Below are 26,465 nucleotides of genomic sequence, written 5' to 3'. Positions count from 1 at the left end.
TTGCTATGAAGCCACAGGATTACCATGAAGAACCGGCCACTTGAGGTTGGCATTTTAACGATGCCCCTTTATATTAGAATTAAGAAGGACACAGGAGGCTGGGGTATCATGAGTATGTTTTCCAGATTGGCTGAACAGAAGATTGAAGAAGCGATACGCAATGGCGAGCTGGATGATTTGCCTCTGGCCGGCAAGAAGCTATCGATCGATGATCTCTCACATATACCCGAGGATATGAGAATGTCCTATCGTATCATGAAAAATGCAGGTTATGTACCTGAAGAAGTTACACTTCGCAAAGAATGCGTCCAGCTTCATGACTTGCTCTCTGCTGCCAGCAATGTTGGTAAGCACGAGGAGATCAGACGCAAGCTCAGCGAGAAGCAGCTAAGGCTGCAAATGCTGCTGGAACAGCGGGGACTTAGCGGCAGCAGCGCGTTCACACAGTATGAGACTAAGGTCAGGGAACGATTAGCCCCTGAGGAATAACGGACAGCGCCAGTCTTTCTTCTCATGTGAGAATGAAAGACTGGCGCTGTCTGTTTGATTTGAAATACATCGATGGGATTCGAAAGTACCCTCATTTTTCTTCATTTGAGTGAACAGTCATCAATATTTAAATAGCTGGCTTGTGAGAGCCTCGGTCATTCTTATTGGAGAAGAAGGTACCTTCGATAAGTCAAAGCGAGGAATTAATTCTGCAGGAGTCACTGGCTCCATTCGATCAATAAGTCCTGCTGTCCAAGCCAGCCAGCCGACAATATGCTGCGGCATGACCCCCTGACCGCGAAGAAACGATATACTTAGCCCGCGGCTTCTCTTAGCAAGCCTTCTGCCTTCTGCGTCTACCATCAGCGGCGTGTGTGCAAACTGAGGAGGCTGATAGCCTAACGCTTGATATAAGAGAAGCTGACGAGGAGTGGAATCCAAAAGATCGGACCCTCGTAATACATGAGTGATGCCCATTAATGCGTCATCCACGACTACGGCAAGCTGATATGAAATGATGCCATCGGCTCTGCGTACAACAAAATCTCCTCCATCAGAAAGCTGACAGTTCTGTTCTCCGGAGATGCCATCAATAAACGAGATACTGGCTTGAGGCACCTTCATACGCAGCGAAGGTGTCTTACGCAGCTCTCTGAGGGCAGCTTCTTCCTCGGTCAGATCCCTGCAAGTTCCCGGGTAGCGCAAACCTTCTGAGGCAATACCATGTGGAGCGCGGGCAGCCGCTGCAATATCAGCCCGGCTGCAGTAGCAGGGATACAGAGCCTCCGATTCCTTAAGCTTCTCTATTTCCCGTTCATATAACGAGAGACGTGCGGCCTGATGATAAGGTCTACTCGGACCCCCAGAGCCAGGACCCTCATCCCAGTCCAAGCCAAGCCACTCCAAATCTCTCATGATCTGAGTGGCCAGCTCCTGGCGAGAACGTTGAACGTCAATGTCTTCAATGCGGAGTACATATATTCCATTCAAACTTCTCATTTGCAGCCATCCGAGTAAAGCGGTTAACGCGTTGCCAATATGCATTTTGCCTGATGGCGTCGGGGCAAAGCGACCGCGAAATGTGGTTTGCTGCTCCATACATTTCACCTTCCGACTAGTTGTCATAATGTAACTGCGAGATTGTTCTTCTTATTGTAGCGTATATGGTTCGATTCTTTCCAGCTTGTGAACTATGCTTTCGCCCTTGACGTCAATTGGCACTTTAATATAATTAAGGAACTATAGCATTGATAATTGATAGCATAACGGAGATGTATTCATGACTGAGCTACCGATTCACCGTGTAATTCCACAACTGAAATTAACTTTATCCCAAAGAAATAACGCTGTTCTGATCGCTGAACCGGGAGCAGGCAAGACAACACAGGTCCCCCTTGCGCTTCTTAACGAACCTTGGCTTGAAGGCAAGCGGATCATCATGCTGGAGCCCCGAAGACTTGCTGCCCGCACAGCTGCAAGCTACATGGCTTCTACCTTGGACGAAGCGGTGGGGGAAACCGTCGGCTATCGGGTTCGGATGGACAGCAAGATTGGTAAGAACACTCGGATCGAGGTCGTGACGGAAGGCGTCATGACACGCATGTTGCAGGATGATCCTGAATTAACCGGCATCGGCATGATTATTTTTGATGAATTTCATGAACGGAATTTGCAGGCCGATATCGGTCTCGCCCTTGCACTGGAATCGCAAACGGTACTTCGGGAAGATTTAAGGCTGCTGGTTATGTCCGCTACCCTGGAGGCAGAGCCAGTTGCGAAGCTTCTGAGCGATGCGCCGGTTATCCTTAGTGAAGGGCGCGCTTTTCCCGTGTCTACTCATTATTTGCACTCCATTTCTCTGGACGAACTACATAAAGGTGCTGCAAACACTATCCAGCGTGCACTCTTTGAACAACAAGGCGATATTCTTGTATTCTTACCGGGTGCTCGAGAAATCAGGCGGACCGCCAATGAATTGATGAAAAAGGGAATTAGCTACGATGTTGTGATCCGCGAGTTATACAGTGCACTTCCTGCGGAGCGCCAGGATGAAGCCATACGATCTGATCCAAACGGCAGACGCAAAATTGTTCTGGCAACTAGTATTGCTGAAAGCAGCATTACAATTGATGGGATCAGAACGGTCGTAGATAGTGGTTATATGCGTACTGAGGTGTTCTCGCCGAGAACGGGTTTGCCGCAATTAATCACAAGACGCTGTTCTAGGGCATCGGCAGATCAGAGAAGGGGAAGAGCAGGACGGCTGTCAACCGGAACATGCTATCGCATGTGGAGTGAGGAAGAGCATCGTCACTTACCGGAGAGCACCATTCCGGCGATTAAGGAGTCCGATCTGGCGCCTCTTGCTTTGGAATTGGCTGTATGGGGGACACGTGATCCAGAGGAGCTTGCTTGGCTTGATGTGCCTCCCCGTTCAGCTTATATGCAGGGTCAAGCATTGTTGATGCAGTTATCCGCTATGGACGAGTCGAGGCAAATCACGCAGCATGGACGAGAGATGGCGCTTCTTGGACTTCATCCTCGGCTGGCTCATATGCTTCTGAAGGCTGAAGAAATAGGTGAGGCGTCATTAGCAATTCGGATTGCCGTATTGCTTCAGGAACGTGATATTCTGGGGAGAGGTCTTGCGGTGGGAGATCAGGACCTGCGCACACGTGTCGAGCGGCTGCTTATGTATGAGCAGCAGGGTCACCAAGCTGTTGAAGGAGATTCGGCTAAAGAGAGTGTGCTGCAGAGAATGAAGTTAGAGATCAAGAAGCTCCATGCTGGGCTGAATATAACATATACTACGAGCGGAAAGCTGGATCTCTGCGGATTACTGCTCTCCTTCGCTTATCCGGACCGGATTGCCAAGAACAGAGGAGGGAGTGGATTTCTCATGCGCAGTGGCCGGGGCGTGAGACTAGCTTCTGCGCAGCCTCTGAGCCGCGTTCCATTTATAGTGGCGGCAGCCGTTGATGACAAAGGTGCAGACGGAGTTATTCAGCTTGCAGCGGAACTGAATGAAACATGGCTTGATAAGTATTATCACGGTGAGATGGAGCAGTATAAGGAAGTTGTATGGGATGCAGCCTCAGGCAGCATCAGAGCAAGATTGAAGCTGATGCTCGGAGCTATCGTGATGAAGGAACAAGCTTATCCGAATCCGTCCGGTGAGGAAGTTGGGCAGGCGTTGCTGCAAGGAATTAGGCAGGAGGGGCTTGGGCTGCTTCAGTGGAGCAAGGCCGCGCTTCAGCTTAGAGAGCGGATGGCCTTTATGCATCGCCATGATCCCCAGGGCAAGTGGTTTGACGTTTCGGATGACGGCTTGCTGGAGCAAGCGGAGGAATGGCTCCTTCCTTATGTGGATGGAATGCGGAATCGTCATGATATTAGGCGCCTTGCGCCCGGAACTCTCTTGGAACATATGCTCAGTTGGGAACAAAAGCAGCAGCTTCAAAAGGAAGCACCCACCCATATCAGGGTACCGAGCGGATCCATGATTCCGATTAACTACAGTGACCCGGACCAACCATATCTGGCGGTTCGCCTGCAAGAGATGTTCGGGCAGCAGGATACCCCGCGTATTTGCTGCGGAAAAGTCGCGCTTACTATTCATCTGTTGTCACCCGCACAAAGACCTGTTCAAGTCACATCGGATCTGCAAAGCTTCTGGCGCAATGGATATTTTGAGGTAAAAAAAGACTTAAAGGGCAGGTATCCGAAGCATTACTGGCCAGAAGATCCCCTGGAAGCAACAGCGACCCGTCGGACCAAGCCGAAATCTTGATATCATCTTGGACACGTTTAAAATAACCTTCGGTCGGGTAATGTTAAAGAGAAAGACCACCGATTAGGAGGGTTTATCATGGAAAAGAAAATGGTTGGAGTATTTCGTTCCGAACAGGAAGCAGCCAAGGCAATTGAGCAGCTTCAGCGGCATGGTATTCCGAATGATGCCATTTCGATCATAGCAAAAGATAAACGTGAAGCCGAGGCGATCGCGGAGCAGACAGGGACTATGGCACCCGAAGGTGTGGCTGCAGGTGCAGCAACCGGCGGCATACTAGGAGGAACAGCAGGTTTGCTGGCAGGCTTGGGAGCTTTGGCCGTTCCTGGCATTGGCCCGATTCTAGCAGCAGGTCCGATTGCAGCAACGCTTGCAGGCGCAGCAGTCGGTGCAGGAACCGGTGGATTGGTCGGGGGGTTCATTGGTCTTGGTATTCCGGAGGATGAGGCAAAGGAATATGAGTCCTATATAGATCAGGGCCGAATCTTGGTGATGGTAGACGCCGATCAAGAAAATACAGGCATTTACGATATATTCCGCGATTATGATGACAGATACGGGGAACGAAACGGGGTGGTTTCTCAAGATCGAGAAGATACACTGCCACCGGGCGGAACTTATCTGCTGTAAGAAACTTAGACCGGTTCCGGTAAGGAACCGGTTTTTTAATGAGCAATGAAAGTGTTTATCAGAAGAAGAAGCTTTCTGCTAGAGAAAGAACGGTGCTTCTAAGCCGATTTTCCTCCAAATTTTTGATCAAAGTTCATCAATAGACACTTAAAGTGCGTACATAGGATGCCACTGATGATTTCAAGGATCGTCCGTTATAATTTGGATTAACTGATGGTGGGCCAAGTCTATTACAATGAGTATATGGCCGACCAGCCATCCTAGCATGCCCCGAACCACGCATCGTGCGCACGAGATTACTGAACCAAGCTAAGATGAGAGGAGAGCGGTATGTCCAAAGAGAGAATACCGGAAATTGAGCGACTGCGAGGATTAGCTTTTCTGGCCGTAGTTTTGCAGCACTCCATAGCGCATTACTCAGTAGCACCGGGAATGACGGCAGGTGATGGATTGTGGATGGCAGTACTTCTAATGGCAACAAAATTTGCTGTTCCCGTCTTTGTTTTTATTACCGGCATGGTGCTGTTTTATAATGATAAGGGTTCATTGCATTACGGCAAATTTATAAAGAGGCGTTTCGGTGATATTTATGTCCCGTTTGCTGTATGGAGCTTAATTACGCTATTATTTAATCATATATTTAATCCTGTTCGGCTTGATGATTGGAAATACCTTGGGGAAGTATGGTTAACAGGGAAATCGAGCTCGCATTTTTGGTATATTATTATGTTGTTTCAATTCTATTTGTTGTACCCGCTGTTTCGATCCGCTATTTTGGGAATAAAAGAACGCTGGAATTGGAGAACACAGTTAGCGATCTTGATTTTATCCGGATTGATGTACGTGGGTTTAATGGGAATTATTAATGATATCGGCCAATGGATGGGCAGCCTGAATATATCGGTATGGAGCGATCTGTTTACAACCTATGCGGATCGGAATGTTTTATATTATTTCTTTTATTTTGCGCTCGGAGCTGCAGCCGGGTTATACCATGACTCCTGGAGTAAATGGCTGCAGAAGGCCCGGCCCGGCATATGGATCGTGTTCGTGTTTATGTTTGGATATATGCTTATTCAAGCTGTGAATGAGATTCGTTCAGCTCAAAATGGCGTAATTACGTTCTATAGCCTGTCACTCTTGAAACCTTCGATGGCTATCTTTCTGATCAGCTCCATTTTGGTTATGTACGATGTGGCGGGTTGGATCTGTCGTTATGCTGGCGGGCGAGTGAATGGGCTTCTAACCTCCATTGGGATGTATTCATATGGAGCTTATCTGATGCATCTGTTGACGCTGCGTATAAGCTATGTGGCGGATGAAACTTTGCTGATTCACATGCCGTCGGTTGTTCGAATCTTTGCCTCCTGGCTCATTAGCGCAGCTGTGGCTTATAGTCTTACACGCCTGCTTGCTAAGCTGCCGTTCGGAAAGTGGCTGGTCGGAATTGCGGGCCCAAGGCAGCCTCATCATAGACGGCGAATCGGCGGCAAATCGCAGCCATCAACCAATACAGGCACATCGGCTGGCATATAGCCTACAAAGCCACCCACCAAGGGTGGTTTTTTTGTTGAGCATAAACCTTCGCGAGTGGCAAAACCCAAACATCCAAATGACAATAGATGAATATTTAATCATTATTAAAAGACAACATATGAAAAATTCACAACAGGAAACCATGAATAACGTTCTCGCATCATTCCAGCTATACACCATGGCTCCCAACGTTTCAATTACCTTCTTACTGGTTTAAAAGAGTAGAATGAACCCTATTGTGCAAACTGGGAAACTGCGAGTTATAATGAGGGATATTATGGATTTTCATTAGTCGCATGAAGGGGGAGGCGTACCGTGGCATTTATGATTGCTCAGCGCGCTTTTATTAAAGTATATCTTATCACCAAGGTTGAACAACAACGAGGCTACGGATATCAGATGCTGGAGGAACTGCGACAAGAGTTCAAGAGCTACGGGTATTCACCACCACAGAGCGAGATTTATCGGGCACTGCATGAATTGGTTCAGGAAGGTGTTCTATACCGCACCAAGCAGTTGAAGGGGAATGACCCCCGGGTGGATTTTCAGGAAATCGTTCTTTATCATTTTACAGATGAAGGTGCAGAGAAGGCCAAGCTTTATAAGAAACAGGTGAAGACGGATTTGGACCGGTGCTTGGGGATTCTTCACAAAGCGGTTAATGATAACTTTTAGGATACTTACAGAGTGGAAGCAGCCAAAGGAGGAATGACCTCGTGAGCAAAAAACTGCGCTTTGGAATTATGAGTACGGCCCGTATTGCAAGAAATTCGATGATCCCAGGCTTATTGAAATCGGAACGCTGTGAGATCGGTGCAGTTGCAAGCAGGAATGCGGAAAAGGCATGCGAGCTCGCAGAACGATATCATATCGGAAAATATTACGGATCTTATGACGAGCTTTTGCGCGACCCTACGATTGATGCTGTGTATATTCCGCTGCCGAATCATCTTCATAAGCCTTGGACCATCAAAGCTGCAGAAGCTGGAAAGCACGTTTTGTGTGAGAAACCAGCAGCCTTGACGGAAGCAGATGTAAGGGAAATGGCGGAAGCAGCCAAAACACATAATGTGCTATTTGCAGAAGCTTTTATGTACCGCTATCATCCCAAGCATGCCCGTGTTCGAGAAATTATCGAGAGTGGTGAGATTGGTCAGCTTCGAGGAATTCATGGATCTTTCACCTTCAACAATGCGGAGGATAAGGGGAATGTCCGCTACAGTAAAAATATGGGCGGAGGTTCTATCTATGATGTGGGGTGCTATCCTATTTCAGCTGCGCGCATGATTTACGGACAGGAGCCAAAGGCTGTAACAGCCCATGCTTTCTTCTCGGAAGATCATGATGGAGTAGATATGATGGTGCATGGAATGATGGAGTTTGGGAATGGGTTGGGACTTACATTTGAATGCGGCATGTGGACTTACTCCCGGTGTTCATTAGAAATCGCGGGAACCGATGGCAGAATCGAGCTTCCTTCAGCTTTCGGCTGGGAGCGGATGGAGGATATGGCCCAGATCTTCATTCATACGGCAAAGGGCACTCGCGAGGAGAAGGTGGGAATATATAATCATTTCGCACTGCAAGCGGATGCCATGGCGGCCGCTGTGATGGATGGTACTCCGCTGCCTTATGGCCCGGAAGATGCCATCTGCAATATAAGGGCAATCGAAGCGTGTCTGCAATCAGCAAGATCCTCGTCTCGAGTAGAGATCGGGTAAGAAAATCAACTCTATTATGGGTATTTCTTGATAGAGTACAAGCATGGTTTCGGTGAATGCACGGAATGTTGAGGTTACGAAGAAATTTGTCAATATTAATAAAAGCTGGTACCTAAACAGGTACCAGCTTTCGTTTAGATTTCTGTAAAAAATCAAGGTTTATACACCCTTCTTATAGTCGTCTTGTCCAGGGTCAACAGACATGCCGGGCGAAGTAGACGTGCCGTAGTCTTCTACGGCTTCCCATGCGTCTGCGTCATCGAATTTACCATCATTTCTTTGACGGTTAATTCCTGCTCCTGACGGAGGCGGAGTCATTACGCTTTCTTCAACCGGCCGATCGTCACTTATATCCTTTCGGGGTGTATCTTCAACACAATAGGCGGTATATGGTAAAGCTTCTAAACGTTCATACGGAATTTCTCGTCCGCATATAATACAAATCCCGTATTGACCCTCGTCCATTCGCTGTAAAGCAGAGTTAATTTCATCCAGTTCTTCAGACAGTGTTTCTTCAATTGCCATATCCCGTTCACGTTCGAAAACTTCGGTTCCTACGTCTCCAGGGTGGTTATCAGCAGCGCTCAGTTCCCCCGTGGATTCCCTCAGGGAAGCATCCCTAATTGTTTCATCGCGGGAGTCCAACTGCTTCTCCAATCGTTCTTGGTCGCCGAGCAACCGTCTTCGTAGTTCACTGTATTGTTCTTTTGTAATGGAAGTCATAATCTATAGTCGCTCCTCTCCAGTCTGGTTGCACTGTAATAATATTTGTATGTAAATCAATACCCGAAAAGGTTTGGTAACAATCACATGAATCATGGCGAAAGCAGCCTGCTGTTTTTGGAACATTCTCCAAAAAAGCCCCCGAGTATTTTATTCATCGTGCTGAATATGATATAAACAAAGATAGAGAGAAAGCTCAAAAAGTAGGATTGTGCTAATATTTGGAGGTAAATCAAAATGGATGAACACATGAAACGCCGTTTGGATAAACAGAAAAAGCTATTTCGGCAGCTAGGCATTCAACTGGACGCTTTGTCTATCCATGAGAAGGATTTTTCGAATAAACTAAGAGGTTATGACCAGGAGGAAGTGGATTCCTTTTTGGATGAAGTTATTCAAGATTATGAGCGGTTCTATGCGACCATATCTGATCTTATGGATAAATGGCAGGAGCAGCAGATCACCATACGCGATCTCAAGGCGGGGATCAAGCCGGAGGCTGAACGTCCGGCATTGAATCCGGAGGAGATTGAAGAAACCGTTGCGAAGCTGGAGGCAGACTTGCATTTGCTTAAGAAACAAATTCGCCCCGAACAACGATTTTATATTGACTGATCCATTACATATGAAAGTCTCTTAGGTACCTCGTAAACCACACGCGGCCCATCATTGGCCGCGTGTGGTTTTATTGTTCTGGTGCATCGTATTAAGCCATGGCGGTTCCGGATGAGAAGGCTCAGAGACTGTGGACATCCACTCTTTATGCTGCGGGGGAAGGTTATGGTTGCCGAAGGAATGAGATTGCTTGGATGAAACCTTTTGTTGTGGAATCTTTGCCTCCTGAAGTGAGTATGACCATGCCGGCCCAATATCCATTTGATGCGGATGCTGAGCACCATAGATTATGAGCAGAATCGTATCGGGAGTTAATGAGGTCAGCCAATGGCACCAGCCTGCGGGTGCATGTAATACTTGGCCGGATTCGGCCAGAATTAGACGGACTCGTTGATCTCCCGGATCAATTAAGGAATAACTGATTTCGCCCTGAATGACATAGCATAATTCGTCGCAGTCCGGATGGCCATGAGGAGAGAGGCCTTCTCCCCGTCCGAGATGGATTTCTGACATATACATCCCTTGCAGAAGGGGAAGCTCCTGTGATGACACAGCTGCAGCTCCATGACTGGCTTTACCCTCAGCCTGCTTTCTTGGATTGGATAAATGCTTTGTCAATGCAGTAACGCCGACTTTATTTTTAAGGTTGTCATCTTGAGGCCACCTCCAATTTCTATATCTTTAGGCTCTTATCTTGTCAGGCTGCGGGAATACAATTTGTTTAATACAATATATGCAAATAAATATATAAATCTGACTGCCTAAGACTAAAGTATCATTGATGGAATGGATAATGGTTTTGCTTGTAAACCATTTTCATAACAATTACTATGAGAATATGAGCAGACTAATTTTGACAGATGATAAGGGAGGTTAGCCGTTTGTCTAACAACCTGAAATTCAACATTCGCAGCAAGATTGTTATCGGATATTTATTAATACTATTGTGTTTCGGAGTTTTTCTCTGGATTGTATCGCTCCATATCTCTTCATTGCAGGAAGAGGCGGATTTTATAGAGGTTCATGACATGGAAGTACATAATCTCACGCATGAGATCGAGAAAGATTTGCTAAAAATGGAAACGGGCCAAAGAGGATTTGTCATCACAGGCGATGACAGCTATCTAGAGCCCTTTAATGAAGCCTTGTCGGCTTGGCAGATCAAGTACAACAAGTTGTATCAGCTTGTCAGTGATAATGCGGAGCAAGCCAATCATCTTGAGAATATTAAAGAGAATATCAAGGATTGGATTACGGTTGCCGGCCAGCCTGCAGTACAATTGAAACAGCTTGGGCAGGATGAAGAAGCATTGCATTTCTTTATTAACGATCCAGGAAAGCAAACCATGAACTCCATTAACGAGCTGTTCCTCTCGTTTAGAAGCAAGGAACGCGAGCTGACCACGCACAGAATTGAGGTAATGAAGGATAACAACACCCGTTTATTGTATACGATGTACCTGCTATGGGCAGGTGCGTTAATAATTACGATATGCGCGGCTTTGCTCATATCCAAAAGTATTGTAAAACCGATTTCCATGGTGACCCATATCATCTCCGATATTGCCAAGGGTGGCAATATGTCACAACGGATACGTGTTCGGTCAAACGATGAAGTCGGCCAATTGGCGGATACGACCAACGAACTGTTGGCCCAAGTCGGTAGACAGAACTGGGCCAAAGATCATGTGTCATTAATGTCCACACTCCTCCAATCATCTGATCGCGTGGAGACTGCCGTCCAATTCTTCATTCATAAGCTGGCTGTGATCTTGAAACTGCCTTATGGAGCCGTATTTATTAATCACGAAGGTATAGGACTGGTAAAGGCAGCAGCCTTTGCCGATCCGGATGGAGAGCCATGGAACAAGGTCAGAGATCGTTTTCTGCCAGGCGAAGGTTTGGTGGGGCAGTGCATGCTGGAACAGAGAATGATTATTGTAGATGATATTCCTCCCAATTATGTACGGATCGAATCGGGGCTGGGTGATGCTGAGCCGAGTACGCTCCTGCTTGCACCTGTCATGTTTGAAGGACAAGTTCTTGGTGTGATAGAATTGGCTAAATTTCAGCCATTTGACGAGCTGGAAATACAATTGCTGGAGCAGCTTAATCAACAGCTAGGTGTAACCTTAAATTCAATTCAGAGTAAAATGGAAATTCAGCAATTATACCATGAGTCCCAATCTTTGAATGAAGAGCTGCAAAGTCAAACCGAAGAATTGCAGACACAAACAGAAGAACTTCAAACCCACACCGTTGAGATGCATATGTTAAACGAGCGACTAGGCGCCCAGAAGGAAGCCGCATTAATAGCAGCCAAAGAGCTGGAGAAATACGCTAAGGAGCTGGAGAAAAGCTCTAAGTATAAATCTCAATTTCTGGCGAATATGTCACATGAGCTGCGGACTCCGCTCAACAGCATGCTCATACTTTCTCAGATATTGGCTGAGAACAAACAAGGTAACCTCTCTGAAGAAGAGCAGCAATATGCCTCTGTGATTCATAATTCGGGCAGTGAATTATTGAATCTGATTAATGATATTCTGGACCTGTCCAAGGTAGAAGCAGGAAAGCTGCAAATTGACATGAGCCTCGTTAATTTGACAGAAATTCCTGAATTAATGGAAGGATACTTTGCGAAGAGCGCTGAATCTAAACATCTGAATTTTAAGATTGAAATGGCGGACGGCCTCCCTGATATGATATACAGTGATGGGATGCGGCTCCATCAAATTTTGCGCAACTTGCTCTCAAATGCGATTAAATTTACCGAGAGAGGTAGCGTTACATTACAGGTGCAGAAGATGGATTCCATTGTATCTGCAGATTTTATGATAAATGGTGAAGTCATTGCTTTTTCCGTTGAAGATACAGGAATTGGAATTTCGGAAGAACATTTAATGGCGATCTTCGAGGCGTTCCAGCAAGGGGAAGAAACGACAGCCAGAAGATTTGGCGGGACGGGGCTTGGCTTATCCATCTCGCTGCATCTGGCTAAGCTGCTAGGCGGTTATATAACCGTGGAGAGTAAGGAAGGGGTAGGCAGCAAGTTTGTCTTATATCTGCCTTTGCTTACGGAGGATAGCCAAACCGACAATCTCTTTATGCTGCCGGAAGTGGCTGCTACTGCGAGTACATCCAGCTTGAATGATACTCCAATGGAGGAATATGGGGCGGATGAAATCAAGCGATTGGCACACAAAACGGTCTTGATCGTAGACGATGATATTCGAAATGTGTATCGTTTAACCAATGCACTTGAGAAGCTCCAGATGAACGTACACACAGCACATAATGGATTCGAGTGTTTGGAGCTGCTCAACAAGCATTCGAATATGGATGCAGTATTGCTCGATATGCTCATGCCGGAAATGGATGGAGTAGAAACATTGAAACGGATTCGTGAGAATCCTGAATGGTCAGAGCTGCCCATTATTGTCATGACATCGAATAAGAATAGTAATAATGAACAGCTTCTTACCAGCGAAGCAAATGATTCTCTTCATAAGCCTATCCATATTGATGAAGTGATTCGTATACTTCAGAAATGGATTTCGGTATAGGTCGGCAGCGTCAAAATCAGGGTTAGAATTAGAGGCCAGATCCTTATAGAAGGGTGCGTTTTGGCCATGTCAGATGTTGACGAATGTTAGAGAATTGTTTTATGATGGAATCATAGTTTGAACAAAAGACGGCGTGTTACCTTAACAGGGCATGAGCCAAGAAGAGACACTTTCATAAGGGGTCTTTTCTTGGCTTTTATTTTTTTAGCAAGAAACACTCCTGGCTATTGAATCCTTCGGCGGTTCATTGATTAAACTTAAAGGAAAGGGGGAAGATAATGGGCGGGATCGAGTTGTTTACAGTTGTACGCGTTATCGGTAACAATGTCGTGATGGTGACTGGTGGCAAGAAGGGATCAGAGTATGTCATTCTGGGCAAAGGAATCGGCTTTGGCGCAAAATCAGGCGGTACTATTGCTTCAGATGATAAGCGGATTGAGAAGCTGTTCAGACTGGAGGATCAGGATCAATGGAGCCAGGCACACCATCTCCTTGAAGAATTTGATCCGCAGGTCTTGGAGATTACAGATCAGATCCTTAACCTGATCGGACAGGAATTTCCCGGCACTCTAAATGATAAAGTGTATTTGGCCCTGCCCAGCCATATCCAATTTACGATATACAGGATTCGTAAAGGTATGGATATCATTAATCCTTTCCTTGAAGAGACCCGGATCAGCTTTCCGAAGGAATATGATATCGCCGTCAGGGCAGCAGAGCTTATCAGTCATGCTTTCCATATTGAGGTTCCTGAGGACGAGATCGGTTTCCTGACCTATCATGTGTACTCGGCTGTTAGCCATGTGCCTGTAGGCCATTTGGTAAAAGCATCGAATGTGGTCGGAAAATTGGTTAAATATATTGAAGAGGAGCGGAAGATCTCCTTCGATCGCGGAAGCATGGATTATGTTCGTCTTCTTATGCATTTGAGATTTTCGGTAGATCGAATCTTGAACCAAGAGATCCATGTGGACAATCCGTTTGCGGAGCAAATCCGCACCAAGTTTCCTTATGAATACGATCTGGCCACCCGACTCTCCGCAATGATGGAGCAAGAGCTGGGCAAGAAGGTTCTCGAAGCGGAGGTTTGCTTTCTCGCAATGCATCTATATCGTTTATTCACAGGCCGACTACAGCAAAAGAATCAACAACCTAGGGAGGAATCATAACATGTTTGATCGTTGGAAAAAGAAAAAAACAGCAACTGCTACTCAAGTCACAGCTCCAGTAACGGGGAAAGCCGTACCTTTAGCACAAGTCCCAGATGAGGCGTTTGCCGGCGGACATATGGGTAAAGGGATTGCCATTGAGCCTTCAGAGGGCAAATTGATAGCGCCTTTTGACGGTACGGTTGCCCATGTTATCAAATCCAAGCACGCCGTAATGCTGGAGGATCCAGCAACAGGTCTGCAGTATTTGTTCCATATCGGCATTAACACCGTAGGTTTGAAAGGTGAAGGTTTTACAAGCCATGTGCAAGCAGGCGATCAGGTGAAGTCGGGTCAGACGCTCATCGAATTCGACATGGCTGCTATTCAAGCTGCAGGTTATCCAACCATTACACCGATCATCGTAACCAATGCGGATGAGCTGGCATCCAATGTAGACAGTCAGACAGGTGATGTCGTAGCAGGACAAGATACCGTCCTGACCATTGAATTAAAATAGTTAGTAGCAATAAATATTGGTCATTGACAAAACAAGAAGATGTGGATTAAGATATCAACATCAAATGAATACGTTTTAAGGCGTGTTACCATTAGCATGGGCATGAGCCAAGAAGCAACGGACTATTTTTGTTTAGTCACCGTTCTTCTTGGCTTTTTTTGTTGACTGCCGAAGGGTTATGACAGCTAGAGATATGCCGCCTTGAAATGTTAAATAAACTTCCCATATCAAGGAGGGGGTATTTTTAGATAGGTATTTATACTGAATATACTGGAAAAAATAGGTTATTCATTCGGTGCATTATGTAAACGTTTTCAGTTATATGCTAAATTATTGAAATTGAAAGGATGATTGACATGCTGGCAAAATTACAAAAGCTTGGTAAGTCCCTCATGCTACCTGTGGCTACACTGCCTGCGGCAGGTATATTGCAAGGTCTTGGTATGATCGACTATCAGAAAGGTATTCCTTTGGGTGTAGTCGGTGAGTTCTTGAATCAATATGTAACTCCATTTATGATTACTGGAGCAGGGGTTATATTCGGAAACCTTCCATTGATATTTGCTATCGGTGTTGCAATCGGTTTCGCAGGTGATGCCGTTGCCGCTTTATCTGCTTTGATTGGTTATTTGGTGCTCTCCAAAATCCTAGAGCAAGTACCGCTGCAAATGCCTTTTATTGCAGATGATGTAAAGCTGAATATGGGCGTGCTCGGTGGTATATTGGTAGGTGTATGGTCTGCGTATCTGTATAATAAATATCACAAAATTAAACTGCCAGACTGGCTCGGTTTTTTTGCTGGTAAACGGTTCGTACCAATCATTACGGCTGCTACTACGATGGTTTTAGCGGTTCTGATCGGTATGGTTTGGTACCCGGTTCAACTCGTTATTGCTGATTTCGGCAACTGGATTGTAAGCCTAGGTGGTACTGGCGCGTTTTTATTTGGTACCGCAAACCGTCTCCTGGTTCCGCTAGGGCTGCACCATGTCTTGAACTCAATTGCATGGTTCCAAATCGGAGAATTCACAAACGCTGCTGGTGAAGTTGTCCAAGGTGACTTGTCCCGCTTTTTCGCTGGAGATCCAACGGCAGGCATATTTATGTCAGGATTCTTCCCAATTATGATGTTTGCCATGCCTGCAGCAGCACTGGCTTTCGTTCATACGGCGAAGCCCTCTAAGCGTAAATTCGTCGGCTCACTAGTTTTTGGATCCGCATTTGCTTCGTTCTTGACCGGTATTACAGAGCCATTAGAATTTGCGTTTATGTTCCTCGCTCCTGTACTATACATTGTGCATGCGATTTTGGTAGGTCTATCAGGTTTAATCATGTACTTGCTGGATGTACACTTGGGCTTCGCCTTCTCGGCAGGTATGATCGACTATCTCTTATATCTGAAGCTGTCCACCAATGCATGGCTGCTCATACCTGTTGGGCTGGCTTTCGGGGTGCTGTATTACTTCCTTTTCCGGATCATTATCGTAAAGTTTAACCTGAAGACTCCAGGTCGTGAAGATGATGAAGACGAGGTGGTAGATGATGCGTCTGTCGGAAATCCCGCTGCTGCTATCTCCGGAGAATCAAAAGCGGCTAAAGTCCTTGCAAATATCGGCGGACCTGAGAACATTACGAGCATTGATGCTTGTATCACACGTCTGCGTCTCGTAGTTAAGGATGAGAAGGCTGTTAAAGACGCTGAACTTAAGAAGCTTGGAGCTTCAGGTGTAATGCGTCTCGGTCAAGGTGCTGTACAGGTTGTATTTGGACCGCAGGCTGAATCGATTAAGGATGATATCAAGAAAATGTTATAAAGGATGTAAGGGCCTGTTTAAAAGTAAACTGCCCCGTCAAGTAGACGGTATAATAATAATTTTAAGTGGCCTTGCTCCCGAATTCCATCGGAGTAAGGCCGATTAACTTTTGTTTCTGATACCCATAGACAATGAATAGCGGTAGTCATTGACCTAACACTCAATTTAATTTCTATTCTCGCCATCACCTTTGGCAAAAAAATAAAATCGTTTCCGACCGGAGAACTGAGTGGCAACACACTATCCAGCTCTATAATTATTCTTATTTGGAAGTATTGATAATTAAGCTTGTAGACACCCATCAGTTATAGTAAGGAGTTAAAAAATAAACACTCCAATCTTACAATGAAGTAAAATTGGAGTGTTTTTTGCTTTGTAAGTAGAATTTTTTTACCTAACTAAACCATTTTAGCGACATGTACATGTCGAACACGGTGGATTACCACCACCATTAAATCCACATTGCTCAAAAATGAAGCTACATGTCCCACTATCATACCCAGAACTACATAATCCTAAATAATAAAGGCATTCCGCTTTAGAGAATCCTTTTCCTTCAGATGAATACTCTTGAATTTCTTCTTCGGATAAGAATGTTTTTAATTGTGCCATTTATTTTCCTCCTCCTTATCTTTTTTAAAAAAATACGATTCTACTTACAAAGACAAACAAAGTATAACAATCTAGTAACTGATTTTTGTTTTTTAGGACAATTTGTCCTAAAAGAGAAAAAACAAGAAGAATTTTATTATATTTTTTATGAGGAGGGAAAATGTAAGGAGGAAATAATGATGATGAAAAAAATAAGACTACAAGATTTGAGGGAAGAAAAAGAATTGACTCAAAAGGAAGTAGCTGCTTTTTTATATTGTGATCAATCCTTATATTCGAAATACGAAAGATTAGAAAGAGATATTCCAGTGCATTTATTAACAAAATTAGCAGATTATTATGAAACTAACCTCGATTATATATTAAAGAGGACAGATATAAGAAAAATGTTTCCTGTGAATAAAGATAAGGAGAGTTATTATGACAAAAAAAATATCAGAACACATTAAATTATATTCAAGAGATTTAAAGGGGAAAGTTGAAAAAATAAGGGGATATAAAACTAGGAATATAGGTATTTCTATTATCGTATTATGCAAAGATGAAGAAAGATGTATAAAAAGGTGTTTAGATGCAATAATGGATGAAATAGGCTTTAATGATGAAGTAATTGTTATTGATACTGGTTCAACAGATAAAACATTAGAAATTATTATGAATCAAAAATATTTTAGTAGAATTAGAATATTAAAGAAGAAGTGGGCTGAAAATTTTTCTGAAATAAGAAACCATGGTCTTTCAAGCTCTAAGAAAGAATGGATTTTCTTTATTGACGCAGATGAAATTATTGAAAAAGGTTCAATTGCTAATTTAAAAAGCAATTTACAGGAAATAAATTTGTTAAATCTTGATATCGTTTGTTGTCCTGCCATTATAAATATTGAAGGAAGGCATGTAGTTCAAACTGTTAGAAGAATAATTCCTAATACTGTGAAAATTAAGTATTATGGAAAAATACACGAAGAACCAAAATATGTAGAAAGTGGTAAACCTTGCGATTTTATAGCATTTGATAATGTTATTTTACATCATGATGGTTATACGGAATCTGTTATCTTAGAAAAAAATAAACAACAAAGAAACATTACCTTGCTAGCGTCTGTTATAGAAGAAGAACCTGAAAATTCTAGATGGTTCTATTTATATAGCAGAGATGGAAAAGGATTAATTGATAATGATTTATACGAAGAAAGTTTGCTTAAAGCAATAAGACTAGGTGAGAATTTAGATGAATTTGAAGAGTATAAAATCAGAGCTTTAAGTGATTTAATAGAGTACTACCTTAGTCAAGGAAATATTGAAAAAGCTAACTCGATTTTTGAAAACTTAAAAGCAACCGAAGTAGGTTTATCAGATGTGTTATTTTGGGAGATTACTATAAATCTAATTATTACAGAATATAATCAAATAAGTTTTATTGAGAAGATTATAAAATATAAAAATGAGCATACAGAAGTAGAATATGGAAGTTTAAATTCTAATGGGTTTCACTTAGATTATTTACTATCTAAACTATTTTTTAATATAAGAGAATATGAAAAATCATTTAGCATTTTAAGCAAGCTTGAAAATATTGGGTTTGGGAATTATAAGAAAGATTACAGCTTACTAGAAAAAAGTTTAGAGAAATATTTAGGTTGAAATGGATTTAGAACAATGACTATTCTACAAGCAAATCATCGGTTGCAATAAGTAGAATCTATCATGAGTGAATAATATAAAAACATCTTCATCTTTTTAGAAAACACGTAGGAATGAAAAAAAAAGCACACAAATTGGTATGGTTATTTATTCAGAGTTAGTGTTGTTCAACTGTGAAAATGAACGTTGGTGCAAGCAAGGAACCAATGAAGTATCTCACCGCCTGAAGCATTCTCAAGACAATTCGCAATTTGGAGAAAAGAAATCGCGATAAAGTTTTTAACGCCGTCATTATTTTACGCGAGATCCCGATCACTGTAAAGCTAACATTCTAATTGAATACAAACGTCACTGGATATCGGACAGACTGTCAAGAAACTGCCAAGAACTGATTTTTTATTGAGCCTGAATATAGGAGTCTATTATGAAAAAAATGAACTTCACTAAACAGTTAGAAGAATATGATTGTGGACCAGCTACGGTATCAATGATATTAAAAAATATTTGGGGAATCGATATCACTTTATCACAATTAAAAATAATTTGTTCTACAACTAAAAATGGTACTAGCTTTTTAGGTATAAAAAAGGGGTTTGAAGCTTTAGGTATAGAATCAACAGTTGCAAAATGTGAATGTTCAAGAGAAGCTCTTCAAGAAATTACCTACCCCTGCATAACACAGGTTAAGGGAAGAGAGTATCATTTTGTTACCATTTTTAAAGTTACGAAAAGAAAAATCTATATCGGGGATCCATCTAAGTCGAAAGTCAGTATTATTTCAATTGAAAAATTTTTGAAGCAGTGGAATCCAATTATATTAGAGATAAAAGAATTAACTGATCCAAAGAAATTAGAGTTGAATTCTTCTGAGAAAATACGAAAAATATTTACTACTTCTATACTAAAAGTAAAAAGATACTTTGTTAGTTCGTGGATACTTTCCATAGTTGCTTATTTAATTTCTATATACTTAGCAAGAATGTTTTCTATGTATTTTGATTTGATTATACCAAATAAATTTATTGGTATAATAGGAAGTATAACCATCTTATATTTAGGTTTAGTACTTTTGCAGTTTATAATAAATGCAATTAATGCAAAAATAAGAATTAAAACAAATAAATATATGGATAAATTTCTTTTAGAAAATCTTGCCCAAAAATATTTTAGACAAGATTTTAATTTCATAGAACAGTTTAGTAGTGGTGAACTTATAAGTCGCTTTAACAAAATAAGTGACATAAGAAGCAGATATATTTTCTTGATCCAAACTTTACCTTTGGAGATTATAACTATTTTAGTTACTACCTTCATTTTAATGAGGTTGAATGTTTTTTTAACCTTATTAGCAATAATACCTATTATTATTTTTTTCCTTCTTTATTACTTTTCAAAAGAACATTATGCACGTTTAAGTTTTAATCTGTATGAAAAAGAAGAAGAACTAAACATTAAATTGATTGAAACAGTTAATAATATAGAAAGTATAAAGAATTATAATATCACAAGAGATAAAAAAACAGAGCTTATAAATAGAGTTGAACAATTTCTCTCAACAAAAGAAAGATTTTCTTCATTTGATAGTTACCAAAATTTAGGAAAGAACCTGATTGTGAGTATATTCAATATTTGTTTATTTTCTTTAGGATCATATCTAGTTATTAATGATAATTTAGCTTCTGGATTATTATTAATGTTTAATACTTTAGCTTCTAATATGTTTAAACCCTTCATTAACTTAGCTAATTTACAAGCATCATTGGAGCAAGGAAAAGTTGCTACTTTACGTTATTCTGATATAGCGTGTTCTAGTATCTGTTTAGATGATGATAAATTAAACTTATCAGAAACAATACATTCAATAGAGCTTAAAAATGTCACATTTTCCTATAATGTCAATTCACATGTTTTAGATAAGATTAATTTAAAAATAAATGCCGGAGAGAAGATTGCTTTAATAGGTAGTAGCGGTTCTGGTAAATCTACATTAGCAAAAATTATAGCAAATTATTACAAGCCAAATCAGGGAGATATATTTATTAATTATAAAAATACTATAGATATTACACAAGAATCAATAAGAAAAAAAATATTATATGTCCCACCTAATCCCCAGATATTCAACGACACTCTTCTAAATAATATTACTTTAAAGAGGGAGGGTATAAATTTAGAGAGAATTGAAGAAATTTCTGAAAAAATTGGTTTTGATAACGTTGTAAATTCCTTACCAGAAAAATATAACACAGTCATTGGTTCCAAAGGGGTTCAGCTATCTACAGGACAGCAGCAATTATTAAATGTTGTACGATATACTTTGTTTACTCCAGAAATTTTAATTCTCGATGAAATAACAAACGGATTAGATATAGAGCGAAAAGATAAAGTTATTAATTATCTTCTAAATGCAAAGAGTACTATTATATTTATTACTCATGATATAAATTTATCTACCATGTGTCAAAAAAAATATATATTAAGTAATGGAGACTTAAAAACATTTTCTTCAGCTAATATAGGAAAGGGTGAGACAGTTTGAAAAAAACTATTACCTTTTGTATTGCAACAGTAATCATATTATTAATAGCTTATTACTCTATTAATAACTTATTAAATAGTGAACTAGCTCTTTATAAGCAAGTTCCTTCGACTGAGATAGAAAAGATGATTCAGGAAAACGAAACATTTATTGCTTATTTTTATCAAAAAAATTGTCCGTCTTGTAAGCAAATTAAGCCCATTTTAAACAACTTTATCGAAGAGTCTGGAAAAGATATTTTCGCTGTAGATATAAACAGTGATGATCATAAAAATCTACTGATACAAGATTTTGAGATTCAGGGAACGCCTACAGTTATTTTTTATAAATCAGGAGAAGAAAAATTTCGATTTATTTCAGTATTCAACAAAGAAGAGTTTGATGAAAAAGCAAATTTAATTTTTAAGGAGTGATTAAATGAAAACAAATAATAAGAATATAATTTTTGGAATTCTTTTAGGTTTGTGTATAACAGTAATTATTATTTCTATTAAACAGTATATTCAAATTAAAGATTTCGAAATACAAGATAGTAATGTAGAAGTACCAGAAATTTATCATCATTTGAATTCATTAACCATCTCAAATTTTGAAAATAAGGTATCTGATAAAGAAGATTTTATAGTATATATTGGAAGACCAGATTGTGGTGATTGTCAATTATTTGAACCACAATTCATCAAATTGATAAATAACCATAAATTTGAGGATATATGGTATTTAAATGTTAAAAAGTTTCGAGAAGAAAATCCTGAAAAATGGAATTATTTCAAGGAACAGTATGAGTTTTCTCAAACGCCTGCGATAATTCATTTTTCAAACGGCTCTATACAAGATTTAATAGAATGGGAGAATAATAAAGGGCTACCTCAATCTGACTTAAAGGAGTGGTTGATGGAAAATTTATAAATAGTTTAAAGTTTGAGAGGATACTTATTATAAAAACATTTGATAATTATCCTAAGTTTTAAGTAATGGGTTTAGGTGATTTGCACTAAGTTTAGATTGAGAATGAATCTGCTGAACTTTGGAGAACCACATGGCCTATAAAAAGGATCTTCAACATAGAATCTATCCCTATCGATGCTTGTATTACACGTCTGCGTCTCGTAGTTAAGGATGAGAAGGCTGTTAAAGATTCCGAGTTGAAAAAGCTGGGCGCTTCTGGAGTCATGCGTCTGGGTCAGGGTGCGGTTCAGGTCGTATTCGGACCGGCTGCGGAATCCATTAAGGATGAAATTAAAAAGATGATGTAGTCCTAAAACAGCTGCCTTTTAAATAGAAGAAACCCGGTACTTTTCTTAAAGTACCGGGTTTCTTTTTTGAATTTATAAAGCTTTTATCGGTTTAAATTTTTGCGCTGCCCCCAATACCTGAGGTTCACGTCGATGTTAAGCTTAAGCGGTGTTTCGTCGTTAATCTCTTCTTTTTGTTCCGCCAGTTTTCTCCATAGCTTTGGATGGGTTCGATACAGTTGAAGAGATAGCCCATAAGGGTCCGCATTTAGGGAAGCGGCTTTCAAAAACGTATTAAACATTTCTTTCTGGAGTGTCTTTTCGGTAAGCTGTTTCATTTCCTGGATGCTGACTTGACTATACATGCTCTGTACCGTGCCAGTCGCTCTGAGGTGAATTTGATATGAAACCTCCTCACCTTTGCGAATAACATCAATCGAGGACTGCGGATTTTCCAGACGTATGCTTCCGGTCACACCATCGTCGGATTGCACGATGATAGAAGCACGGGTTGTCTGTGTGGCTAACCAGCGAAGACCTAACAAGTCTGACCGGCTCATCCATCCCATAAGACTCTTGTTCTTAATAAGGAACCCGCCGTTAACTTCAAGGATCGGGTGCTGCTTTAAGTTCTCTGACCAGTTTTGTTTTGTTATATGAAGAGAGGGCAATACGACAGTGGCGGCTTTTTCTCGATACTGCCGAATGAAATTCACGAACTGGATCGGGCGTATGAACGAGAACTGGGCATAGCTTTCTTTGGGTTCATGAAGCAGGGAATGAAGAGGGGACAATTGGAAAAACGGTGATACGGAGAACAAATCCTCCATATTGTCCTTAGTGCCATATATCCATTTGGTATACCGTATTTCCTGCGAACGATTCGTCAGGTCAAATACCTGGGATAAACGCTCTGGATCAAGCACTGTTTCAGATAAGACTAACGCGGTAACATGTCCCCATGAAATTCGCTGCTGATTCGTTGTATATAGATCGATCAGAGCACCAGCCAGCGTAGACCCTTTTCCACGGCCTATCCAGATCGGTGCTTGATTCGTCTGCTTGCTGTCCTGTTGCTTGGCAACCGTAGCAAAATCCAGCATTTGAACGTACACGATGTATTGTCTATCCTTGTAATCGACACCGAGCGCCGTAATATAGTTGATATCCTGCACTTCTTTGTTGTCCCAGCAGCCGGTGAGCAAGAGGGATATGATCCATACCGTTATCAGGATTCGTTTCATAATGCGCCGCCTTTTTTTCTTTTTCCAGGATACCGCATGAGATTGCGAATGATTCTGGACAAGGAAAACGGAGAAAACGGAGCGAGAAACGGCTGGCCATAAGGCTTATGGTTAGCAGCATATTGAACCATCATGAAGATGGCAATGAAAAAACCGAACAGACCGAATATCGAGGATAAGGCGAGAACAAAAAACCGCAGCATGGTTTGGGTTACTACAAAATCCTGATTAGAATGAGTAGAACCGGCTACAAAGGAAAGTGCGCCGATGACCGTCATCGTCGGTGAGAAAAAGCCACCACGAATCGCAGCATCGCCAATAATGATACCAGATACAACCGTGATCGTGGAAGCAATGGGAGAAGGCATCTGCATCCCGGCTTCCCGCAGCAGAGTAAGCAAAAACAGGATGACCAGCATCTCGATCCCGGTAGGTATAGGCATTCCTAACCGGGTATTGGCAACGGTCGCCAGCAGCGGGAAAGGAATCTGATCTTGATGAAATGATACAAGCGTAATGTAAAACCCCGGGAGCAGGATGGATATAAGGAAACCGATCAGCCTGAGTACCCTCCAAGGAAATACGAAATAAAAAGGCATCTGAGGGTCTTCTGCGGCAAACAGAAGCTGCATGAAACTGGCCGGTGCAATCAACACGACGGGACATCCCTGCATCAGGATGAGCAATCTGCCGCGAGTTAATGAATCGTAAGCTAGGTCGGTTCTGCCTGTGTAATCAAACATCGGAAGGATGGTAAATCGATAAGGCGTTAGGATCTCAACCAGTTCCCCAATGCCGACGGGAGGATCGCCGGTGTACTGATTCAGTTTATCGATAACGACTTCAACGGCTTCGGCAATCACTTTGTCTTTTAAATACATGATGCCAACCGAGGTTTTACTTTTGTCGCCGAGCTTGTAAGAGGAATAAACAAGGTTTGGAGATTTGAGCCGTTTGCGTATGAGTCCCACATTGACATCCAGATCTTCGACAAAGCCATCCCGAGGTCCTTTGATGGATATTTCGGAGGCGCTTTCTTCAGGTGAACGGCCGGTATTTTTGCAGGTGTTATAGGAATATAATAAATCGAACTGCGGGAAATAAAGAGCGACATACCCACCGTATACAATCTCATCAACTGACTCTGCGTTGGCATCAGATGCTTCCAAGGTGAGCTCGTAAACAAGTCTGGTCGGACGGGTTGGATGCTCTTGCATGCATGCGAGCTGCCACTCTTTAAGGAGTGCAGGCACAAAGACTTCTGACATCAGATCGGAATCGCACATCTTCGGACTGTATATGAGTATAACCCAGGGCATGCTTGTACTCTCCTTGCCAGGGTAGGTCGAGATGCGGATGTCATCAGATTTCGCATAACGCTCTTGAAGCTGCTGCTCCGTCATGTTCATGGCTCAGTTTCTCCTTTCATAGAGCTGGAATGGTGCTCTTTCGGTGTTTTGCGGATTAGGAGGAACATCAATAGGCTTAACATTGTAATATAAACAGCGGATAAGGGGAGAAAGTAATCTGCTATCGCATAATACATTTTGAGATTGCTGATGGGAGAAACACACAATATGACAAGTAATGTAGATACGGCCAGTACGCCTGCCTTTTGCTTTGTTGTGGGAAACAGGTTCTCTTTGAGTAAATAGATGGAAACAGATATCGAAATATAGGCTCCACTAAGCCACTGAAAGATGGATAAAAAATCGACATGCTCCACAAATTTCCCCATTTTTACGAGTCGCCATTGCTCATAGGCTGGATATCGCTGCAGCTGCATTTCATCAGGTCCAAATTCGGTTAAGCCGCCAATCGTGGGCCCGAAAGTCAGAAATATGAAGGCAGCATGCATGAGCAGGACCACGGCAAAACGAGGCTTTTTCTGCAGGTGTGGGCGAAGAAACAGTAAGAATACGCATTGGGACAGCCCTCCAAACATAACGGGAAGCCCGCTCAGAACAGGAAGGAACCCATCCTCAAGAACAGGCAGCAGATAACTGTAATTTTTGTTTCTTTGATTCGCCAGGGATACAAAAATGCCAAGTAAAACGACTATAGGGAGCAGGATACCGGCAGATATGCCAATCGTCTTCATGCCGTGGTTCACTGTGATATAACATAATATGATCAGCAGCAAGGTGGTAGCGATGACAGGAGTCTGGATCATATAGGTGGACTTGGTCCAATCAATGACTTCCTTCAAGGTATAAAAGGCAAACATGAAGAAATAAAGGCCGGACATGCTAACGATCAATAGCCGTGCCCATTTGCCGCTGCTTTCCTCCAGTGCCTGTGTAATCGTGCGATTTCCCATCTTATGAATAATTCCATATGTGAGTACAATCATGGGCAGGAATAAAAAAGCAGACAGAATAATCGTAATCCATGAATCCCGTCCAGACTTCTCCACAAGAACAGGAATGATCATGACATGGTTGGTCAAACCGGCCGTCAGCATCATAATCATAAATAACTGATTCATAGGAATATTTCGTGATCCTGCCATCCTGTGCCCCTCCTGCTCTCTTTTGTTTATCGTTCTCGGGGGTCAGCCAAAATATGCGAGAAAACACAAGTAAAGGTCTATTTGCGCTTTATTTCACATTGTGGAGTGAGAATAATTAGAAAAAAATGGA

Annotated in this window: 23 protein-coding genes and 1 pseudogene; 17 read left to right on the top strand and 7 right to left on the bottom strand. The window is 42.1% G+C overall.

The genetic code is table 11. The features are described from left to right. Positions 1–108: 108 nt before the first annotated feature. Positions 109–489: a DnaJ family domain-containing protein gene (locus ABEQ74_RS04290; protein ID WP_430119813.1), complete on the top strand. Its 381-nt coding sequence runs from the start codon at positions 109–111 to the stop codon at positions 487–489. Between the two features lie 120 nt (positions 490–609). On the opposite strand, the gene gluQRS is transcribed toward ABEQ74_RS04290, so the two are convergent. Then, complete coding sequence (gene gluQRS, locus ABEQ74_RS04285; RefSeq protein WP_430119811.1) at positions 610–1,587, bottom strand: tRNA glutamyl-Q(34) synthetase GluQRS; 978 nt, start codon at positions 1,585–1,587, stop codon at positions 610–612. Between the two features lie 181 nt (positions 1,588–1,768). On the opposite strand from gluQRS, the gene hrpB reads away from it, so the two are divergent. From hrpB to ABEQ74_RS04260, 5 genes are all read left to right on the top strand, one after another. Beyond that, positions 1,769–4,279 carry an ATP-dependent helicase HrpB gene (gene hrpB / locus ABEQ74_RS04280; RefSeq protein ID WP_430119809.1) on the top strand — a complete coding sequence of 837 codons (2,511 nt, stop codon included), beginning with the start codon at positions 1,769–1,771 and terminating at the stop codon, positions 4,277–4,279. A 78-nt stretch (positions 4,280–4,357) separates the two neighbouring features. Then, positions 4,358–4,909 (top strand): general stress protein, encoded by a 552-nt coding sequence (locus tag ABEQ74_RS04275; protein WP_430119807.1) that lies wholly within the window; start codon positions 4,358–4,360, stop codon positions 4,907–4,909. Between the two features lie 330 nt (positions 4,910–5,239). Then, complete coding sequence (locus ABEQ74_RS04270) at positions 5,240–6,445, top strand: acyltransferase (RefSeq protein ID WP_430119805.1); 1,206 nt, start codon at positions 5,240–5,242, stop codon at positions 6,443–6,445. A 315-nt stretch (positions 6,446–6,760) separates the two neighbouring features. Beyond that, positions 6,761–7,120 (top strand): helix-turn-helix transcriptional regulator, encoded by a 360-nt coding sequence (locus tag ABEQ74_RS04265; protein WP_053492748.1) that lies wholly within the window; start codon positions 6,761–6,763, stop codon positions 7,118–7,120. A 41-nt stretch (positions 7,121–7,161) separates the two neighbouring features. After that, the gene (locus ABEQ74_RS04260; protein ID WP_430119802.1) at positions 7,162–8,166 is read left to right on the top strand and encodes a Gfo/Idh/MocA family protein; all 1,005 of its coding nucleotides are present in this window, start codon (positions 7,162–7,164) and stop codon (positions 8,164–8,166) included. Positions 8,167–8,325: 159 nt separating this feature from the next. Here the strand turns inward: ABEQ74_RS04260 and ABEQ74_RS04255 are convergent, their stop codons facing one another. Further along, a complete protein-coding gene (locus tag ABEQ74_RS04255; protein ID WP_430119800.1) occupies positions 8,326–8,889 on the bottom strand; it encodes a TraR/DksA C4-type zinc finger protein in 564 nt (187 codons plus the stop codon). 237 nt (positions 8,890–9,126) lie between these two features. Between ABEQ74_RS04255 and ABEQ74_RS04250 the strand changes: the two genes are divergently transcribed. Continuing rightward, complete coding sequence (locus ABEQ74_RS04250) at positions 9,127–9,504, top strand: DivIVA domain-containing protein (protein WP_053492751.1); 378 nt, start codon at positions 9,127–9,129, stop codon at positions 9,502–9,504. A 51-nt stretch (positions 9,505–9,555) separates the two neighbouring features. On the opposite strand, the gene ABEQ74_RS04245 is transcribed toward ABEQ74_RS04250, so the two are convergent. Next, on the bottom strand, positions 9,556–10,122 hold the full coding sequence (locus tag ABEQ74_RS04245) for a cupin domain-containing protein (protein WP_430119797.1): 567 nt from the start codon (positions 10,120–10,122) through the stop codon (positions 9,556–9,558). A 263-nt stretch (positions 10,123–10,385) separates the two neighbouring features. Here ABEQ74_RS04245 and ABEQ74_RS04240 point away from each other — a divergent pair, with 263 nt between their 5' ends. From ABEQ74_RS04240 to nagE, 4 genes are all read left to right on the top strand, one after another. Then, a complete protein-coding gene (locus tag ABEQ74_RS04240) occupies positions 10,386–13,070 on the top strand; it encodes a CHASE3 domain-containing protein (RefSeq protein WP_430119795.1) in 2,685 nt (894 codons plus the stop codon). 278 nt (positions 13,071–13,348) lie between these two features. Continuing rightward, positions 13,349–14,239, top strand: a complete 891-nt coding sequence (locus ABEQ74_RS04235; RefSeq protein ID WP_430119793.1) for a PRD domain-containing protein — start codon at positions 13,349–13,351, stop codon at positions 14,237–14,239. Between the two features lies 1 nt (position 14,240). Further along, positions 14,241–14,738 (top strand): PTS sugar transporter subunit IIA, encoded by a 498-nt coding sequence (locus tag ABEQ74_RS04230; protein WP_430119791.1) that lies wholly within the window; start codon positions 14,241–14,243, stop codon positions 14,736–14,738. 356 nt (positions 14,739–15,094) lie between these two features. After that, positions 15,095–16,552 (top strand): N-acetylglucosamine-specific PTS transporter subunit IIBC, encoded by a 1,458-nt coding sequence (gene nagE / locus ABEQ74_RS04225; protein WP_430119789.1) that lies wholly within the window; start codon positions 15,095–15,097, stop codon positions 16,550–16,552. Positions 16,553–16,960: 408 nt separating this feature from the next. Here the strand turns inward: nagE and gccF are convergent, their stop codons facing one another. Then, positions 16,961–17,164 (bottom strand): glycocin F family RiPP peptide, encoded by a 204-nt coding sequence (gccF, locus tag ABEQ74_RS04220; protein ID WP_430119787.1) that lies wholly within the window; start codon positions 17,162–17,164, stop codon positions 16,961–16,963. A 179-nt stretch (positions 17,165–17,343) separates the two neighbouring features. Here gccF and ABEQ74_RS04215 point away from each other — a divergent pair, with 179 nt between their 5' ends. From ABEQ74_RS04215 to ABEQ74_RS04190, 6 genes and pseudogenes are all read left to right on the top strand, one after another. Beyond that, complete coding sequence (locus tag ABEQ74_RS04215) at positions 17,344–17,613, top strand: helix-turn-helix domain-containing protein (protein ID WP_430119785.1); 270 nt, start codon at positions 17,344–17,346, stop codon at positions 17,611–17,613. Beyond that, entirely contained in the window at positions 17,585–18,805 is a 1,221-nt protein-coding gene (locus ABEQ74_RS04210; RefSeq protein ID WP_430119783.1) for a tetratricopeptide repeat-containing glycosyltransferase, read from the top strand. The genes ABEQ74_RS04215 and ABEQ74_RS04210 overlap by 29 nt, the downstream gene beginning before the upstream one ends. Positions 18,806–19,229: 424 nt before the next feature. Then, a complete protein-coding gene (locus tag ABEQ74_RS04205) occupies positions 19,230–21,344 on the top strand; it encodes a peptidase domain-containing ABC transporter (protein ID WP_430119781.1) in 2,115 nt (704 codons plus the stop codon). Beyond that, the gene (locus ABEQ74_RS04200; RefSeq protein WP_430119779.1) at positions 21,341–21,757 is read left to right on the top strand and encodes a thioredoxin family protein; all 417 of its coding nucleotides are present in this window, start codon (positions 21,341–21,343) and stop codon (positions 21,755–21,757) included. Before ABEQ74_RS04205 ends, ABEQ74_RS04200 begins: the two co-directional genes overlap by 4 nt. 4 nt (positions 21,758–21,761) lie before the next feature. Further along, positions 21,762–22,253, top strand: coding sequence for a thioredoxin family protein (locus ABEQ74_RS04195; protein WP_430119777.1), 492 nt, complete (start codon positions 21,762–21,764; stop codon positions 22,251–22,253). Between the two features lie 164 nt (positions 22,254–22,417). Beyond that, positions 22,418–22,600 (top strand): annotated as a pseudogene (locus ABEQ74_RS04190) (PTS transporter subunit EIIB); the annotation flags it as partial. A gap of 83 nt (positions 22,601–22,683) precedes the next feature. Here the strand turns inward: ABEQ74_RS04190 and ABEQ74_RS04185 are convergent. Genes ABEQ74_RS04185 through ABEQ74_RS04175 form a run of 3 tightly spaced genes read right to left on the bottom strand, consistent with a single transcriptional unit; the run spans position 22,684 to position 26,335 of the window. Further along, on the bottom strand, positions 22,684–23,823 hold the full coding sequence (locus ABEQ74_RS04185) for a Ger(x)C family spore germination protein (protein ID WP_430119775.1): 1,140 nt from the start codon (positions 23,821–23,823) through the stop codon (positions 22,684–22,686). Then, positions 23,820–25,232 (bottom strand): spore germination protein, encoded by a 1,413-nt coding sequence (locus ABEQ74_RS04180; protein ID WP_430119773.1) that lies wholly within the window; start codon positions 25,230–25,232, stop codon positions 23,820–23,822. Before ABEQ74_RS04180 ends, ABEQ74_RS04185 begins: the two co-directional genes overlap by 4 nt. Beyond that, the gene (locus tag ABEQ74_RS04175; RefSeq protein WP_430119771.1) at positions 25,229–26,335 is read right to left on the bottom strand and encodes a GerAB/ArcD/ProY family transporter; all 1,107 of its coding nucleotides are present in this window, start codon (positions 26,333–26,335) and stop codon (positions 25,229–25,231) included. The genes ABEQ74_RS04180 and ABEQ74_RS04175 overlap by 4 nt, the downstream gene beginning before the upstream one ends. Between the last annotated feature and the right edge of the window lie 130 nt (positions 26,336–26,465).

The sequence above is a fragment of the Paenibacillus solani genome, from assembly GCF_050475945.1.
Classification (GTDB): Bacteria; Bacillota; Bacilli; order Paenibacillales; family Paenibacillaceae; genus Paenibacillus_AQ; species Paenibacillus_AQ solani_A.
The sequence above is the reverse complement of the archived record's forward strand: the minus strand, read 5'-3'. Positions and strand labels throughout refer to the sequence as shown.